This is a genomic window from bacterium, assembly GCA_023230585.1.
In the GTDB taxonomy this organism is placed as follows: domain Bacteria; phylum Ratteibacteria; class UBA8468; order B48-G9; family JAFGKM01; genus JALNXB01.
Window position 1 is genome coordinate 1 of sequence record JALNXB010000007.1, and the last position, 15,623, is coordinate 15,623.

The 15,623-nt window shown below is 33.6% G+C and carries 16 protein-coding genes and 2 tRNA genes; 4 read left to right on the forward strand and 14 right to left on the reverse strand.

Annotation, left to right across the window (positions count from 1 at the left end; translation table 11 throughout):
• Positions 1-236: 236 nt before the first annotated feature.
• From M0P98_02760 to M0P98_02825, 14 genes are all read right to left on the reverse strand, one after another.
• Positions 237-896 (reverse strand): YggS family pyridoxal phosphate-dependent enzyme, encoded by a 660-nt coding sequence (locus M0P98_02760; GenBank protein MCK9265793.1) that lies wholly within the window; start codon positions 894-896, stop codon positions 237-239.
• 230 nt (positions 897-1,126) lie between these two features.
• Entirely contained in the window at positions 1,127-1,642 is a 516-nt protein-coding gene (locus M0P98_02765; GenBank protein ID MCK9265794.1) for an SIS domain-containing protein, read from the reverse strand.
• Between the two features lie 62 nt (positions 1,643-1,704).
• A tRNA-Gln gene (locus M0P98_02770) sits at positions 1,705-1,775 on the reverse strand.
• A 17-nt stretch (positions 1,776-1,792) separates the two neighbouring features.
• Positions 1,793-1,999, reverse strand: coding sequence for a winged helix-turn-helix domain-containing protein (locus M0P98_02775; GenBank protein MCK9265795.1), 207 nt, complete (start codon positions 1,997-1,999; stop codon positions 1,793-1,795).
• Positions 2,000-2,080: 81 nt separating this feature from the next.
• Positions 2,081-2,314, reverse strand: coding sequence for a hypothetical protein (locus M0P98_02780; GenBank protein MCK9265796.1), 234 nt, complete (start codon positions 2,312-2,314; stop codon positions 2,081-2,083).
• Positions 2,311-2,991, reverse strand: coding sequence for an energy transducer TonB (locus M0P98_02785; protein ID MCK9265797.1), 681 nt, complete (start codon positions 2,989-2,991; stop codon positions 2,311-2,313). The genes M0P98_02780 and M0P98_02785 overlap by 4 nt, the downstream gene beginning before the upstream one ends.
• A 1-nt stretch (position 2,992) precedes the next feature.
• Positions 2,993-3,397, reverse strand: coding sequence for a biopolymer transporter ExbD (locus M0P98_02790; protein MCK9265798.1), 405 nt, complete (start codon positions 3,395-3,397; stop codon positions 2,993-2,995).
• 1 nt (position 3,398) lies between these two features.
• On the reverse strand, positions 3,399-4,028 hold the full coding sequence (locus tag M0P98_02795; GenBank protein ID MCK9265799.1) for a MotA/TolQ/ExbB proton channel family protein: 630 nt from the start codon (positions 4,026-4,028) through the stop codon (positions 3,399-3,401).
• 24 nt (positions 4,029-4,052) lie between these two features.
• Positions 4,053-5,513 carry a hypothetical protein gene (locus M0P98_02800; protein MCK9265800.1) on the reverse strand — a complete coding sequence of 487 codons (1,461 nt, stop codon included), beginning with the start codon at positions 5,511-5,513 and terminating at the stop codon, positions 4,053-4,055.
• Positions 5,510-7,174, reverse strand: a complete 1,665-nt coding sequence (locus M0P98_02805; GenBank protein MCK9265801.1) for a tetratricopeptide repeat protein — start codon at positions 7,172-7,174, stop codon at positions 5,510-5,512. The genes M0P98_02800 and M0P98_02805 overlap by 4 nt, the downstream gene beginning before the upstream one ends.
• Positions 7,175-7,398: 224 nt before the next feature.
• Positions 7,399-7,602 carry a cold shock domain-containing protein gene (locus M0P98_02810; protein ID MCK9265802.1) on the reverse strand — a complete coding sequence of 68 codons (204 nt, stop codon included), beginning with the start codon at positions 7,600-7,602 and terminating at the stop codon, positions 7,399-7,401.
• 225 nt (positions 7,603-7,827) lie between these two features.
• Complete coding sequence (locus tag M0P98_02815) at positions 7,828-8,622, reverse strand: exonuclease domain-containing protein (GenBank protein MCK9265803.1); 795 nt, start codon at positions 8,620-8,622, stop codon at positions 7,828-7,830.
• A gap of 5 nt (positions 8,623-8,627) precedes the next feature.
• Complete coding sequence (locus M0P98_02820; GenBank protein MCK9265804.1) at positions 8,628-8,789, reverse strand: YHS domain-containing protein; 162 nt, start codon at positions 8,787-8,789, stop codon at positions 8,628-8,630.
• A 109-nt stretch (positions 8,790-8,898) separates the two neighbouring features.
• Positions 8,899-9,942 carry a hypothetical protein gene (locus M0P98_02825; protein MCK9265805.1) on the reverse strand — a complete coding sequence of 348 codons (1,044 nt, stop codon included), beginning with the start codon at positions 9,940-9,942 and terminating at the stop codon, positions 8,899-8,901.
• A 48-nt stretch (positions 9,943-9,990) separates the two neighbouring features.
• On the opposite strand from M0P98_02825, the gene M0P98_02830 reads away from it, so the two are divergent.
• The 4 genes from M0P98_02830 (at position 9,991) to M0P98_02845 (ending at position 15,578) form a co-directional block, all read left to right on the forward strand.
• Positions 9,991-10,063 (forward strand) — tRNA-Glu (locus tag M0P98_02830).
• A 347-nt stretch (positions 10,064-10,410) separates the two neighbouring features.
• Positions 10,411-13,074, forward strand: a complete 2,664-nt coding sequence (locus M0P98_02835; protein MCK9265806.1) for a heparinase II/III family protein — start codon at positions 10,411-10,413, stop codon at positions 13,072-13,074.
• 9 nt (positions 13,075-13,083) lie between these two features.
• Positions 13,084-14,484 carry a HEAT repeat domain-containing protein gene (locus tag M0P98_02840; GenBank protein ID MCK9265807.1) on the forward strand — a complete coding sequence of 467 codons (1,401 nt, stop codon included), beginning with the start codon at positions 13,084-13,086 and terminating at the stop codon, positions 14,482-14,484.
• Positions 14,484-15,578: a hypothetical protein gene (locus tag M0P98_02845; GenBank protein MCK9265808.1), complete on the forward strand. Its 1,095-nt coding sequence runs from the start codon at positions 14,484-14,486 to the stop codon at positions 15,576-15,578. The genes M0P98_02840 and M0P98_02845 overlap by 1 nt, the downstream gene beginning before the upstream one ends.
• Positions 15,579-15,623: the final 45 nt, after the last annotated feature.

Here is a 15,623-nt window from a genome sequence, read left to right on the forward strand (position 1 = left end):
AAAGTATGTGTCTATTCACGAATTACGAGGTGCTACTACAACTCAAGCAAGAATCGGGCTGTTAACAAAAGGTTCAAGCCTTTTGTTCCCCTACTCTGAGCCTGTTAAGCCCTTCGGAGACGCCCTTTGTGCAGAAGGGTGAGTTCTCAGAGTGCCCGATTGTGGCGTAGAAGGTGTATGCGCCGTAGTACCAGAGTGAGTAGACACCTCTTACTTTTTTTAAACACAACCAGCATTTAAATCTTTCTTGGACCAAAAATAACTGTTCCCAACCTTATCAAGTTAGCCCCTTCTTCTATAGCTATACGCCATGTATCACTCATACCCATAGATAAGTATTTCATTTCAACATTAGGTATACTAATACTTTTAATATAATCAAAAATTTCTTTTGTAAGTCGGAAGAAAGGTTTTATCTCTTCAACCTTTTCTAAAAAAGGACCCATAGTCATTAAACCTTCAATCCTGATATGAGATAATTTTGAGATGTTTCTTATTAAACTTTCAGCTTCTTCCGGAAAAACACCTGCCTTCTTTTCTTCTTTACCACTATTAATTTCAATAAGAACAGGGTATACAATCTTTTTTTCAGAAGCAGTTCTGTTTAACCTGTTTGCTAGCCTTATACTATCAACTGTTTCTACCATATCAAAAATATCAACAGCTTTATCGGCCTTATTGGTTTGCAGGTGGCCCACCATATGCCATTGAATCGCTTTACCTATCTCTAAAATCTTTCCTTCCGCTTCCTGCACATAGTTTTCGCCAAGAATCTCAACCCCTGCATCTATAACTTCTTTAATTTCTTCGATAGTTCTTGTTTTGGTTGCTGCTACCAATTTAACATTTTCAGGAATCTCTTGAACTATTTTTTGAACCCTTTCTCTTATCTTCATTTAAATAAATCTCCTAATTATTATAATATGTTCCCTTAATATAGGTATCTTATCATATAACAACAAGAGAACAAAATGTATGCTTTGGGAACATACTTAAAAACGTTATGAAAAAAACTTCATATAATTCCCGAAAATATTCAGATAAATGCTCATAAAAAAGCAAGTAATGTGGATAAAATAACAATAATTAATGAAGTTTACTGAGGACCTATATTTTTTAAGTAGTTTTAAGTAAAATCGGAATGTCTTGTAATCATCTCTTTAAATGGTATATTTTTGTTTTTTCTATATAATTCTACAAATATTTCCAGAAAAAGAAAGACCACTTGTTCAAATAACGAATTGCCAAATTGAATTGTTTTAATATTGGGTATTTCAACAGAATAATGAGAAACAGACACGAGCGGTGTATCTTTTGAGGTTATAGATAAGATATAAGCGTTTTTATTTTTAGCAATTTTAGCAAACTCAAGTATACTAACATTGCTACCAGAACAAGATATAACTATAAGAAGGTCGTTCTTATTTATAGATGGGCAGGTTGTCTCCCCAACAACATAGGTGGGAATCCCTAAATGCATAAGTCGCATTGCAAAACATCTACCGACAAGACCACTTCTTCCAGAACCAACCAGAAAAACTCTTCTGGCTTTCTGTATATAAGAGATTATAGATTTATAAGCATTATCATTTATCTTATCTAAAACCTCATTTATTTCATTTAGAATATGGGTTTTCATCATATATCAGATATTTTCTTGTAAGTTGGAAGGATAAAACCTTTCAATAAGAATATATAAAAAAGCTGGGGGACTAGGACTTGAACCTAGACACTCAGATCCAGAGTCTGATGTCCTACCGTTAGACGATCCCCCAATTTAAATCAATAGAAATTAATCTTTTTTTCTTAAAACGATTTTCAAATCGTTATCTATCGTATCAACTGTTATATGTCCTTCACGGGCAAGCCAGCCCAGACTCATCATAACAATATCTTTATTTTTATTAACTGCTTCCACCACTTTACTAAGGGTGGTATTATTATATTTTTCAAGATATTGCCATATCTCTCCTGCAGTTATACCTATTTCTGTTATCATCTCAACTCCTTTACATCATTTAATTAAAACTTTTCCAACCTTACTTTGATAATATACTACAATTTATCCTATACTTATATTTTACACTTTTTCTTGCCTTCTGTGAAGAGTTTGGCATTGAGGACATTTTGATATGCTTTCAGAACAACTATCAATGTAAATATATAAACAGGTAGGACACTCCCATAAAAAACTATGTTCCCTGATGTTGGACACAGGTTTTCTTTGCCATTCAAATATCATCCACAATACAAGAATAGCAATACTCAACAAAAGATATAAACTTACCAACATATTAACCTGTACTTTTATCATTTTAGTCTAAACCTGAAAGTTATTATCCCCCAAACCTGTTTATCAGTTTTAACAGGTTCAAACAACCAGTTTCTAAAACTTTCTGTTATATACAAATCAAGTTCAGGGTGCCCTGAGGAACTATTTATCCCTGCAGATGTTATTTTACCTTCAGGGTTTACCCAAAACTTTATCTTAATATTACCTTCAATACCTTCCCTTTGAGCCCATTGAGGATATTCTACCTCTTGTCTATATATCAACTGCCTACCTCCTGCAAGTCCTTCTATTTCAAGAGTAGTTTTTCTAGTAGATACAACCTGTTCTCCTTCAACCAATTCTGTCATAATTGGGAAATGTACTTGTTGTTCTGGAAGTTCAAATTTTGGATTAATTTGAGTAATAGGTAAATATTCTGAAGAACCAATAAACCTTTCTGCAGAAAACTTAATAACTTCCTGCTCTCTACTAATAGCCAATCTCTCACCACTTGCTTTAATTTCAGGCATCTTTGGAGTTACCTCTACCTTTGAGAGTCTAATCTCTGAAGGTGCAACTGAAGGAGGCAAAAGAGAAACCTCTATAGGTTTTTTTTCAGAATAATACTTCGGAAGAATAATCCCAAATACTGAAATGCCAGCAATGTGGATAAAAAAACTTATAATTAAGGTTTTCAGTAAAAGTTTTTCTGATTTCATTTTAAAATTCAGGCATAGTGGCTATAGCAATCCTGTTTATGCCTACTTTACGAGCTGTATCCATTACAGATACAACCATCCCGTGTTTTGTTTCTTTGTCGCCCTTTAAAATTAATATTAAATTTGTTGATTTTTTAGCTTCTCTGGACAACAACGCTTCAAGTTGTTCGATAGTTGTAGGAACATCTTTATAAAAAATGACGCCTGTTTCAGATACACTTATAACAACTTCTTTTTCTTTAACTGTTTCGGTAGTTGCAGCTTGAGGAAGATTTATTTTTATACCTGGTTGCATAATAAAACTTGATGTCAACATAAAGTATATCAATTGCAGTAGAACAACATCTATCAAAGGAGCCATATTCAATTCTCCCTTAATGATAGAATAATGTCTTTTAAATCTCATTTCAAGCCTCCTCTTCAGACTTAATAAGGAAGAGTATATCCATTAACCGAGAGGCACTCTTTTCCATCTGCATTACAATATTGTTCACTCTGGTAACAAAATAATTGTAAGCAATATACGCAGGTATAGCAACTATCAACCCGCCAACTGTCGTCACAAGTGCCTCCCATATACCACCTGCAAGATCGCCTGGATTTACAAGACCCCCTTTAGATTGGATTACCATAAAAGCTCTTATCAAACCAGTTACTGTACCCAACAAACCAAGCAGAGGAGCAACAGTGGCTATGGTTGCAAGAACTCCAAGATATTTTTCGAGTAGAGGTATCTCGTAGCTAGAGGCGTCATCTATACTTTCTTTTATCTCTTCTCTACTTCTATCAGATTTCATAAGCCCCGCTTTTATTATACGAGGGACAGGTTTATCTATAGAATCACACAAAGCCAGAGATTCTTTAATTTTTCTCTTTTTTAATATTTCTTCAATCTGTTTAATAAATTTTTCGTTATCAAACCCTGAGGAACGAAGAGAAATAATCTTTTCTATTATTATTCCTAAAGCTAATATACCACACAGCAATATAGGAATCATTATCAGACCACCTTTGATAAAAAAACTCCACAAATTCATTTTGTTCTCCTCCCATTATAAATCCTAAAAATAAAACTTTATTGAACCATAAAATTTTCTATCTTCAATAGGGTACCCTGGAACAATAGAGTGTTTTTTGTTACCGATATTGGATATACCAGCAACCCATTCTATATTATCCTTTTTTGCAAGTCTTATCTCAGTATTAAAGACTACACAAGCGTCGAGCCTCTCATCAGGAAAAAGTTTTTCTCCAATATAAGAAGCCCATATTTTTAGATTAGAAGTAGGTTGTCCAAAAATTAAACCAACTTCAAAAGAAGCCTCAGGGTAATAATAAACATCCTTGTTCCAAAAATCTTTCTCTCCTTTTAAAAAAAACGATAAACTTTCAAATAAAGACTGTGTGTAATTTAGCCCAAAACGAGTTTGCCAATATTCTTCTGAAACAGGTTCAAATAAACCATCCTTATCAACATCTGACCAAAAATAACCATTTGCAATATAACTTTGGGCAAGTTCAAGTTGTAAACTATAATTTTTTTCTTGTTTATCCAAAAGAATCCTACATCTATATTCTTCTTCTGGAGGCAAACAAGCCTTATCTATTCTTTTATAGTTAGATAAAATCAATTCTTCCCAGAAATTTGGCATCTTATACATACTATCAAGTTCTAATCTTATGTTCGCAGTAGGAGTGTACTCTATGTAAGGTAAAAATTTAACATCGTAGTTTTCAATTCTTTTAAGGTTATATCCAGCTTTAAAACTGTTTAACTCCCACAAAAGCCCTTGATATAATGAGGTAGTGGACAATTCATTAAAAATATCGTACCTTTCAAGACCAATATTAAAAGATAATTTTGAAAAATCTATGGACAAATCAATATTTGAATAATTTGTATCTACTTCATCTATACTATAAAACAACTGACCAATTTTTAGGTTTATGCCAGAGGTCCAATGGTGAGAATAAGCAGAATTGAAAGAAAGATAATCTCTTTGTAAGTCAAAAAGGGAACCTTCAGGTCCTGGTAAATCCATATTGCCAGCTGTTATTTTTGCGGAAAACGTGTTTGCCAAACTTTCTAAAAAACAACTTATCTTGGCCCCAGAATTTTCATCATTCTTCCTGTAACCATTATTGTTAAAAACTTCAAAATCTATCAACCCTTGAAACCCTTCCTTTAAGATTGGGTAACAAATTTTCATAGAGTAATCAATGTTGGTATCAACAGTAAAGCCGATAGAGCCTTTATCAATAGAGATGTCTGTTGATTTTTCAGGTTCTACTACAACATTTGGATCTACTTTTTCTTCTAAAACAATATCTTCCTTCTCAGGCATCAAAGGCACAAGAGGAAACTGAATATCAGTATGGTTAATTGGTTTTTCAAGTATATCAGATTTTTCAATCCTTAAATCTTCGCCCATAATTTTTTCTTCAGGTAATCTGATATCTTGAGATTGAAGCAACCCATTTAAAACAAAAAATATAAAACATAAAAAAAAATTTCTATTCATTTTTGAAGTCTCTTTATTGATTCTTCAGCAATTTTCGTCCAGTTAGGAAAGTTTTTATAGAATGTCATTATCTCAAGAAACTTATCTTGAGCTTTTGCATTATCACCTTGGTATTCATATATTTTTGCTAAATAATATTTAGCTTCAACATCCAATTCTGGATTTTTAACTGATAATTTCTCAAAAATTTCTCCGCTCTTCTTATACTCTTTTAATAGATATAAAGTCTTACCGTATAAAAATGTAATAGTTTCATCAACTTCTTTTGCAAGGCTATCTTCACAGATTTGTTTTGCTTCTTTAAATTTTTTCTGTTCAATTAAACTTTCAATAAACATTTTAATAGAACTTTTATAAAGAGCGCTTTCTGGAAAATTAGATATTATTAAACCAAAACTCTTTTCTGCTTTAAGATAATCCTTTTTTTCGTAAAAAGTTTTCCCTTGTAAGAAAAAAACTTCTTTCAAGAAAGGGCTGTCTGGAAACTCTTTAACAAATTGCTCCCATACCTTAAAACTTTCAGTTATATTTCCTGAAGAATAATATGAATAACCGAGCCCAAAAAAACTTTTTTCCTTAATTTGTGGTGTTGTAGCATTTACTAAGGATTTATTAAAAACCTGTACTGATTCTTCAAATTTTCCCAAATTAAAATAGATAAACCCCAGTTGCATATATATCTCTGGGATATTAGGGTTTTGAGGGAAAGTTTTTATAATAAGGTTCAACTCTTCTTGAGCAGATTGCCAATCTTCACGAAGTATTTTTATATTTGCAAGTTCATAAAGTATCCTGTAATTCAACTCTTCATCCCCTTTACCTTTAATACTGTTAAGCAAAACCTCTGCTTGCAGAAAATTGTCATTCCTTTTTTCTATTATTGATAATCGAAACGATGCCCATATATTATATATTGTATCAGAAAATTTTTCATTGATTTCCTTGTATATAACTGAAGCTTCTTTAGATTCTCTAAGGTTTAATAGACTATCTGCAAGTTTTAAATGTGTATCTGCCAATATATCTATATTCTTTAGAGAAGAAGAACCTTCTAAAGCCCTCTTAAAAAAATCTTTAGCTTTAAGGAAATTGTTTTCGCGATAATAGATCAACCCTCGGTAGTAGTAAACAGTTGGTAAGTGTTCAGAATTGCTAAATTCTTCCAAAAAAAGGTTGAAAAACTCTAAACTATGAGAAGTTTCGCCTTTATTAAAAAAAAGAATTGCTGACTGTAGCAGTATTTCTTCGACTTGTTTTTCAACAAAAGTATCAGTACCAAACTTTTTTTTATAATCCCTATATGATAAAACAGCAGAATTTATCTCTTGGGTTTTTAGGTAGGCAAGGATAAGATAAGTAAAAGTGTTTTTCAAGTAAGGTGAGTTAGGGTAATGAGTTTTTAAGAATGTTAGTTTCGTGATTGCTTCATTATATTGGTTCAATTGAATATAGTTTACTGCATATAAAAGAAACGCATAATCTAAATCAGGTAAGTTAGGGTTCTCTTTTATATGTTTTTCAAGTTGTAGATTTGAAAGATTGTACATCTTTTTAGTGTGGGCCTCAAATGCCATTTTTAAGTAATCTCTCTGAACCTCAGCTGGATAAGAAGACAAAGTTCCAACAAACAATACTAAAATAATATATTTTATAGGTTTCATAGTAATATCTTTATAGGTTTTGAGTATAAATTACAATATATGAAGAAAAAATTCAAGGGATGTATAAGAAAAGAACAAATGTTTTCCTACCCTTATTCTTGAAGTTATGCAGGAATATTTTATACAGCACTTATAAGATGCCATATTTTAAACTACAGCAGAAACAAGACACAAGTTGGATAGGTTGCCGGGACATAATCTTTGCCCCGGCAACCTTTTAGGTTTTATATTTTTCCTACGTTAGCAGCTTGAAGTCCTTTATCACTTTGCACTACTTCGAATTCAACCTCATCGCCTTCTTGCAATGTGCGATATCCATCTCCAGTAATAGCAGAATAGTGAACAAAAACATCCTCACCACCTTCTCTTTCAATAAAGCCATAACCTTTAGCATTATTGAACCACTTCACTTTACCTTTCTCTTTCACTGTACTTCCCTCCTTTCTTGCACCCCACCCCGTAATTCTTGCCACTTTTTGAAGAATTCAGAGGTTAAGGGAGTTAATAAAAAATATAACTATATACTATTTTTTTAATTAGTAGATTTTTTAGGATATTTAGATGAGACATCATATTTGAAATAAAGATTAGAAGAACAAAAGTTGAAACCATTTCTACTCCCAAACACCACTTCCTTATAATACTTGTTATATTCATATATTGTCAATCACTTCTAAAATTTTATCAAGACGGAACCTTCTATTAACATTGTTTAAAGAACAGAAGCCATTTAGATACCATTTTCCACTCTCATTATAAATTTTAATAGGCTCAATACGACGAGTACTTATTTCAAAATTTCTATTTCTATATTTGATACATATCTCTCTTCCGTCGTTCATAGCTTCCTGTATATTTTTCCTTATAAGAGGTGTATCAATATAATTTATCTCCGAAGTCTCTTTCTTCATATTAAGAACTTCTAAAGGTTTTTCTTTAAAAAACCTACAAAATATTTTGTAAGTAATCATGGCGTCTTTCTCAGCTCTATGCATACCGCTAACATCCAGTTTATAAAAACTTGCAAGATAAGAGAGAGAATTTCTTTCAAACGAGAATAGTTTTTTGGATAATAACAGAGTATCATAAACATAAGTGTCTGGAAATTTCACACCACTCCTATTAAACTCTGTCTTCAAAAAGGGGATATCAAAATAAGCGTTCTGTATCAAAAGGGTTTCTCCTTTAATAAAATCTGCAAGTTCCAAAGCTAAATCATCAAAGGAGGGTGCACCCTCTAACATAAATGGTTTAATTTTATTTACTGGTAGCCCCGAAGGAGGAATCTTGATTTTCGGATATATAAATGAAGTAAGTTTACGGCAGGTTATTCCATTTTTAATCTTAAGCAAAGCCACTTCCACTATTCTATCTTCTTCTGGTTTAAGCCCTGTTGTTTCTATATCAAGAGCAACCACTTCTGGCACATCTTTTACAATATCTTCCATAAATCTTATCCAACAAGCTTCAAATATTTCTCAGGGTCCTTCTCAAACTTGTCCTTACAGGCAGGGCTACAAAAAAAATATTCTTTACCTTCTTTTTCTGCTTTATTTTTTGTTTCTCTTTGCAACCACGCCCTACAAACAACATCCTTATGTATTTTCTTTTTCATTTTTACCCTTTAATCTAACGCTATTTACATCTATTTTTTGCTTCAATTACAAATTTAGTCTTATATATTACCACCATTTTATATTTTATGCAAGACCAAATCAATTTTTTTATTTTATAGCAATATGGTTTGAAAAAATCCACGGTCGTCTATTTAAAAAAACCTCAACCCTGTAAACACCTTTATCATTAGGGGAAAAAGTAGACATCTCTACTTCTTTTTCCCAAAGTATGTTGCCATTAAAAATTACTCTTGTAAAAGCTTTAACTGGGTTTTTCACCAAAAGGTTTTTTCCAGAACTCAGGGTATCTCCCATAATTTTATTACCATCTTCAGTCCCAAAATAGAAACCTTTGCTATTATGTATGCGGTCGTTAGCAAAAAAAAGACGCCCTTTTGCAAAAGCATCAATTATCTTTTGTTTATCTTCTTGTACATTATAGGTAAGTCCGTCTTCTAAAAAAAGATGGTTCCTTAACCCCTTAAACACATTAGAGTACACAAACTTGTTGCTAATATCAATACACCTAAAAAAGAAAGGTAGCAGATGTATATCAAGCCCAGCAATACCTACAATTTTTCTTTTAGTAGACAACCTATCCCATAAAGAGAGAAGAGAAGTAGAAGGCCCTTTCAAGTTGTAAGGTAGAGTAAAATAGTTTATTGGGAGATTATATATACGAGTAAATTTTGCCCAATCAAAAAGCATCGACCAGATTTCTATACCTGTAAAATTATCGAGAGACCAGTCGTCCCATCTGTACTGTTTTTTGTATAAAAAAAACTTGTGAAATCCTTCAGGGTGAGCAACAAAAGATACTATTCCAGTGTTTTCAATTTCTGATAAAACTTGAGAAACAGTTTCTTTACCTCCGTGCCATTTTTTACCACCTACCAATAAAAGATGATTCTGTTTATCTCTATCGTTGGTCTCTTCAGATTTTATAATAAGAGTTTTTCCATAATACCCTTCTTTTTCAAAAAGGTTTTCGTATTTGGACATATTATTTTTTGAAGGGGTATGGCTATTTATTACAAGAAAATCAACTCCTGCAACTCTTCCATCTTCTGCTAACTGATTAAAACTATTTCTAAGTTTTGTAAGTGGATAATGGATATGTATACATCCACAAATCTCTTTATATCTTGACATAAATCTTATTTTCCTGTATTATACTTTAATTTAGAGTTTTAAATTTAAGGCCCCATCGTCTAGAGGCCTAGGACAGGTGGTTCTCAGCCATCAGACACGGGTTCGAATCCCGTTGGGGCTACTTATTTTAACGTTCTATTATCCTTATATAATATCTGAAAAGAGACTTTTTTTCAAGTTGACCTACCTTTAAAATCTTACAACTTCTTTATTTATATCATTGTCTATTTTTTTCTGTTATGGTAACATTAAGATTAATTCCTTATAAAAAGTTCAGTTTTTCAGTTTAACGTAATAGTTATTTAACAACTTGTAGTTGAAGGAATTCTTGTCACAAAATCTTTATGTTTGAAGATACTTATAACGTGGCAATCTGCTTTTATATTGTTAATGCCTTCAATCTTATTCTTTCATCACAAAAAAAGTTTTTAATAATATGTTATCCAGAACTGACAAGGGAACAATACGATGAAAAATTTAATTTTTTTCTTATTTTTCTTTACATTCTTCATATCCTCTTATATTTCCAGTAGCCAAGGTCAGAATGTTTCTATTGAAAAAATTTATTCTTATGAAGAAGCATTTAATAAAGGTAAAGAGATATACAAGTTTGATGGAAGAGTCATTTTTGGAGGAGGAGAAATTGTAACAGGGTTTACGCGTCCATATCTTGACTTCAAAAAACATAAGAAATATTTTGAAACAGCTGTTAAACTGGCTAAAAACGATAAAGAAAGAATCTCAGCCTTAATTGAAGCAGGGAAGATGGACCTTAATCATATCTACCAGACAGATTTCAGTGAAGCCGAAGAAATGTTTAAATCTGTACTTTCAATAAATTCCGCAACTTCTTTAGATAAAGCCCAAGCACATTTAGGAATAGGAGAAATTTTTCTACGTAAAAAAGATTATATATCGGCAAGAACTCACTTTGAAGAAGCAAAAGCATCTGGAATGGAAGATAGAGCAAATCTTGGTATTACATTTTCTTATCTTCAAGAACGAAAATACCACGTTGCATTAACAAAATTAAAAGAACTACTTTCAAACCCTAAACTTAAAGAACCAAATACTGAAAACAGACAAATAGAAGAAATTGCGTTAGGGTATATATCAGCAATAGAACAACTACCTGTTTTAAATTTAAACAGAACTCGCCTCTTTTTTAACTCAGAAACTTGGTCTTTAGTAAAGAAACGTGCTCTCAGTGAAGAAAAAGAATATTTTGCAAAAATCAAAAAAGAGGTCGAAGAGATTCAAACTTGGCAGATTGAAAAAAACGACTACGGCATTTTGCTTATGAAAGCGGCTTTTGTGTACAAGGTAACAGGTAATAGCGCTCTTCTTGAAAAAATTACCCTAATGTTACGTTCAACTATCAATTATTATTTAAGCCGCCAACTTGACTGGACACGAAGTTATTCAAGAGTAGGAACAATATCTGCATTAGACTGGGTCTGGGAAGACCTTTCGCCAGCAGAGAGAAGAGAGTTTGCCTCTGGTATGCTTGATTACACTTATTCAGTATACCTTGAAGATAAAATCCAAAATAGGCTTGGCCGCCACAACTGGTACTATATCCAAGATATGCTCTGGTACGCTGGAATTGTTCTTCTTGATGATTCTCTCGATGATGTTGAATACGCTCGCGTGTTAAGCGTTTTAGGGGCTGGACACCGTCATGAGCAAGTAATGTTTGGGCGTATGTTAGAACTGGCAGGAGACGATGGTGGTTGGCAACCTAAACTTGATTATGCTTTTGGACACCAACCGACGGTCTATTGGGCTTTTATGCATTGTTGGCGTTCAGCTACAGGAAAAGAAATAGAGCCAAACTGGGTACACATAGTTAACCCTGATTATATTCTTAGAAATTTTCTTGAAGTTGAAGGGAGGGCTATTAGACATTTTGGGTATGCCCGTTCGTGGGGAACAAAAACAACAGGTCCGGATCTTTTGTACGATCATATACGGCAGTTTCTACATTTTTTTGGTTCCTCTGAACCGGGATATTCTGCTATAGCAAACCTGTTGAGCAAGAGAATAGAAGAACTTGGACCTTCCGAAGGAGCACATCCCATCAACCCGTTCCTTTATACTGAAATAGATAAAGCACCTATGCCAGGTATACCTAAGGGGATGCCTATTGCACGCCATTACTCTAAAATTGGTCTTGTGTTGATGTCTTCTGGGTTTAGCCCAAAAGATACTTATGCACTATTTGCTGCTGGAGAAGGTTTAACAAGTTCTGAACATTTTGACGCAACCCATTTTAGTATTTACAAACAAGGAGACCTTGCTTTAGATAGCGGTTCTGGTAATATTGGCCAACATACAGAAAAATACGCAAAACAGACTGTAGCACACAACGCTGTTCTTATACATATACCTGGCGAAACAAATTATGGTGGACAGAACAGAACAACAAGTTTTGCAAAAGTCCTTGCTTTTGAAACAACCCCTTATTTTAGTTATATAGCAACAGACGCTACTAAAACCTACCACCCTGATAAATGTGAACAGATGGTCAGACAGTTTATATACCTAAATCCCAACCTTTTTCTTGTATTTGACAGAGTAGTTTCTGTTAAACCTGAATACAAAAAAAGCTGGCTTTTACATACATCTAATGAACCAGAAATCATACAAAACGAACTTAAAGTTGACCAAGGAGATGGTCGTATATTTTGCCGTACTCTTTACCCTATAAATGCAATTATAGAAAAGATAGGGGGACCAGGTAAAGAATTCTGGACAGGAGATAAAAACTGGCCTATCGGAAACCAATATTTTAAAAGAGAACGAATGAACAGTATGCACGATGTTACCGATACAATAGGGCGCTGGCGAGTTGAAATAACTCCAGTTGCAAACAAGAACGAAACCTCTTTTTTACATTTAGTACAAGTTTCAGAAAAAAATATTGAAAAAATGGTTGACAGCAAAGTATCTGAAAAAGATGGTAAAATAAGAGTATCTTTCTCTTTGGAAAATCTTTATTATAGTATAACGGTTAATAATATAGGTGAAATAGGTGGGCATATACGTATAACAGAAGACAAAACAATAAAAGTAGACCAATTGTTTACAAATGAGGTTATGGAGCAGGAAGGGTTGGCTTGTCTTCCCTAAAGGAGCGAAATGAAAAAAATTTTCAAATTTTTTTTAGTTGTTCTATGTTTTATATCTTTTAGCATAAAAACTTTTGCAGATAATGGAACAACTGTTGAAGATTTAATCAAACAATTAACAGATATAAATACAAAAGTAACCCTTGAAAAAGATGCCCAATCAGAAGCAGTTATAAAAATTGTTGCATTCGGTAAATTAGCCACAGAACCTCTTATAGCCCTTCTAAAACACGAAAATAGTTCTATAAGAGCAAAAGTTGCTTGGGCACTTGGCGAGATTAAAGATCCTAAGGCAGTACCTTCGCTTGCTGATATGTTGACAGATAAGAATGTTTTTGCACAAGCGGCAGCCTCAAAAGCTTTGGTATCGATAGGAAATGCTTCTGTTGAAAAATTTATTGAGGCTTTAAAAAATCCCAACCCTGAAATACGGAAAATATCAGCCTTTTCTTTAGGGAAAATATCAGATAAAAGAGCAGTTAGTTCTTTAATATCAACTATTAACGATAAAGATGTGTATGTAAAAATAAGAGCAATAGACTCTCTCGGAAAAATAAAAGATGAGAGAGCCGTTGAACCTCTTATTTTGTCTCTTACAGATAAAGATGTAAGAGTAGGAGAACATGCCAGTTGGGCTCTTTCGGAGATAGGGCAACCTGCTGTTAACCAGTTAATAAAAGTTTTAGAGAATGAAAACCTTGAAACTCGAAAACTTGCAATAAAATCCCTATCCAACATTGGTCTACCAGCTGTACAACCACTTATATCCTGCCTTAAAACAGCATCTCCTCAGGTGCGTGGCCACTCCGCTGAATCTTTGGGAATAATAGGCAACAAATTAGCCACAAATCCTCTTTATGAAATGGTAAAAGATAAAGACAATTTTGTTAGAAGTAGAACTATTGAAGCATTAGGTAGAATCGAAGGGAATAGTGTATCAGAACTTCTTTTAAAAGCATTAAAGGATAATTCAGCAGAAGTTAGAAGTAGAACCATATCTACCCTAAGTGTAATAGATGGGAACAGGTTTAACGACCTTTTCACTTACTATCTCAAAGACCCTGATAAAACAGTTAGAATTTCTGCTGCTGAGGCTATATTAAAAACTCCTCAACCATCAGCAGTAGAACACCTTATTGAGTCATTAAAAGATGAAGAGAGAGAAGTAAGACGCCTTTCAGCAGAGACATTAGGAAAACTGGGAGACAGAAGAGCTATCCGTCCTCTCATAGATGCTTTAGCAGATCCGTGGAGAGCTGTTGGGTACTTTGCTAACAATTCGCTTGTAAGTTTAACTGGTCAAAACATTACTTTTCCTTCAACCTGGTCTGCTGAATGGATTAAATTATACCGTAAACCTAAATGGGAAGACTGGTGGGAAAAAGAAGAGAAGAAAGGAGAGGCAAAATAATGAAAAATATAGACAAAAAGAGCGGAGCAATAATACGAGATGCAAAGTTTTTTGAATCACCACCTTTCTGGATATCTGATTGGGATGAAGTAAACAAGTTTCTTGACAACATAAAGAAGGGAATTGTAACAGAAATAGGAAAATCTTATGGTGGTCGCCCCATAAGAGCAGTAGCTTATGGCGAAAAAGAACCTATTGAAAGAAAATGTAATATTTCTATTTCTAAGCATAGCGGTAAACCAGAATGTTTTTTTGACCATTCAAAACGTACTCACCCTGTTATATTAATTATTTCTACAATACACGGCGCTGAAATTGAAGGTTGCGTTTCTTGTGTGAACATATCAAATGTTATAGAAAAAGGGGTAGACCTTAGGGGGCGTAAATGGGATAATTTAAAAGAATTGGCAGAAAAAGCCCGTCTGATAATGGTCCCTCTTGCTCAACCAGACGGTAGAATACGAAGTGCAATAAAACATCTTGTAGGGGGCACAATAGACGACCTAATGTATTACGGGCAAGGACACCCAAAAACCAAGCAAGGAGAAAAACCCTGTTGGTACTCTTATGATACACCAGAAAGCCCTATAAACTTAAACAATGTAGGGTTTCTTGGTGGATATTATAATGATGCTGGAGTCAATATAGATCTTGATGATTTTTTCTCAGAAAATATTGCTCCTGAAACACGTGCTCTTCTAAATCTGGTAAGAGATGAAACACCTGATATTATCACTATTTTACATAGCCATAACCCTGGACCGTGGCTTTCTCGCCCAAACTCTATCTTACCAATAAATGTTCGTTATAGGCAAGCAGTAATTGGAGCCCTTGTTGCGGATAGACATAGAAGAGAAGGATTAAGACCCGCTTGGAAACCACCATCAATCGATTCTTCAGACAGATATTTTAGCGCTATAAACCTTCCCATATTCTTGCATCAGGCGTCTGGCGCTTTACCTACTGCTTTTGAGTTTCCTCATGGGCTTGTTGGACACCCCTACACTTTTGATGAAATTTTAGATATAGGAATGACCCTCATTGAAGAAATTTTGAGATATGGGGTACTGTATCGAAATAGTTGCAGGATATAGTAGTAAAAAAGAAAAACGACATTGGTTGGCTATATAAAATTAGTA

Excerpts from the sequence above, each read along its gene's own strand:
- M0P98_02760 (MCK9265793.1), bottom strand. The coding sequence starts at position 896 with ATGAAGATAAGAGAAAGGGTTCAAAAAATAGTTCAAGAGATTCCTGAA.
- M0P98_02765 (MCK9265794.1), bottom strand. The coding sequence starts at position 1,642 with ATGATGAAAACCCATATTCTAAATGAAATAAATGAGGTTTTAGATAAG.
- M0P98_02775 (MCK9265795.1), bottom strand. The coding sequence starts at position 1,999 with ATGATAACAGAAATAGGTATAACTGCAGGAGAGATATGGCAATATCTT.
- M0P98_02780 (MCK9265796.1), bottom strand. The coding sequence starts at position 2,314 with ATGATAAAAGTACAGGTTAATATGTTGGTAAGTTTATATCTTTTGTTG.
- M0P98_02785 (MCK9265797.1), bottom strand. The coding sequence starts at position 2,991 with ATGAAATCAGAAAAACTTTTACTGAAAACCTTAATTATAAGTTTTTTT.
- M0P98_02790 (MCK9265798.1), bottom strand. The coding sequence starts at position 3,397 with ATGAGATTTAAAAGACATTATTCTATCATTAAGGGAGAATTGAATATG.
- M0P98_02795 (MCK9265799.1), bottom strand. The coding sequence starts at position 4,028 with ATGAATTTGTGGAGTTTTTTTATCAAAGGTGGTCTGATAATGATTCCT.
- M0P98_02800 (MCK9265800.1), bottom strand. The coding sequence starts at position 5,513 with ATGAATAGAAATTTTTTTTTATGTTTTATATTTTTTGTTTTAAATGGG.
- M0P98_02805 (MCK9265801.1), bottom strand. The coding sequence starts at position 7,174 with ATGAAACCTATAAAATATATTATTTTAGTATTGTTTGTTGGAACTTTG.
- M0P98_02815 (MCK9265803.1), bottom strand. The coding sequence starts at position 8,622 with ATGGAAGATATTGTAAAAGATGTGCCAGAAGTGGTTGCTCTTGATATA.
- M0P98_02820 (MCK9265804.1), bottom strand. The coding sequence starts at position 8,789 with ATGAAAAAGAAAATACATAAGGATGTTGTTTGTAGGGCGTGGTTGCAA.
- M0P98_02825 (MCK9265805.1), bottom strand. The coding sequence starts at position 9,942 with ATGTCAAGATATAAAGAGATTTGTGGATGTATACATATCCATTATCCA.
- M0P98_02835 (MCK9265806.1), top strand. The coding sequence starts at position 10,411 with ATGAAAAATTTAATTTTTTTCTTATTTTTCTTTACATTCTTCATATCC.
- M0P98_02840 (MCK9265807.1), top strand. The coding sequence starts at position 13,084 with ATGAAAAAAATTTTCAAATTTTTTTTAGTTGTTCTATGTTTTATATCT.
- M0P98_02845 (MCK9265808.1), top strand. The coding sequence starts at position 14,484 with ATGAAAAATATAGACAAAAAGAGCGGAGCAATAATACGAGATGCAAAG.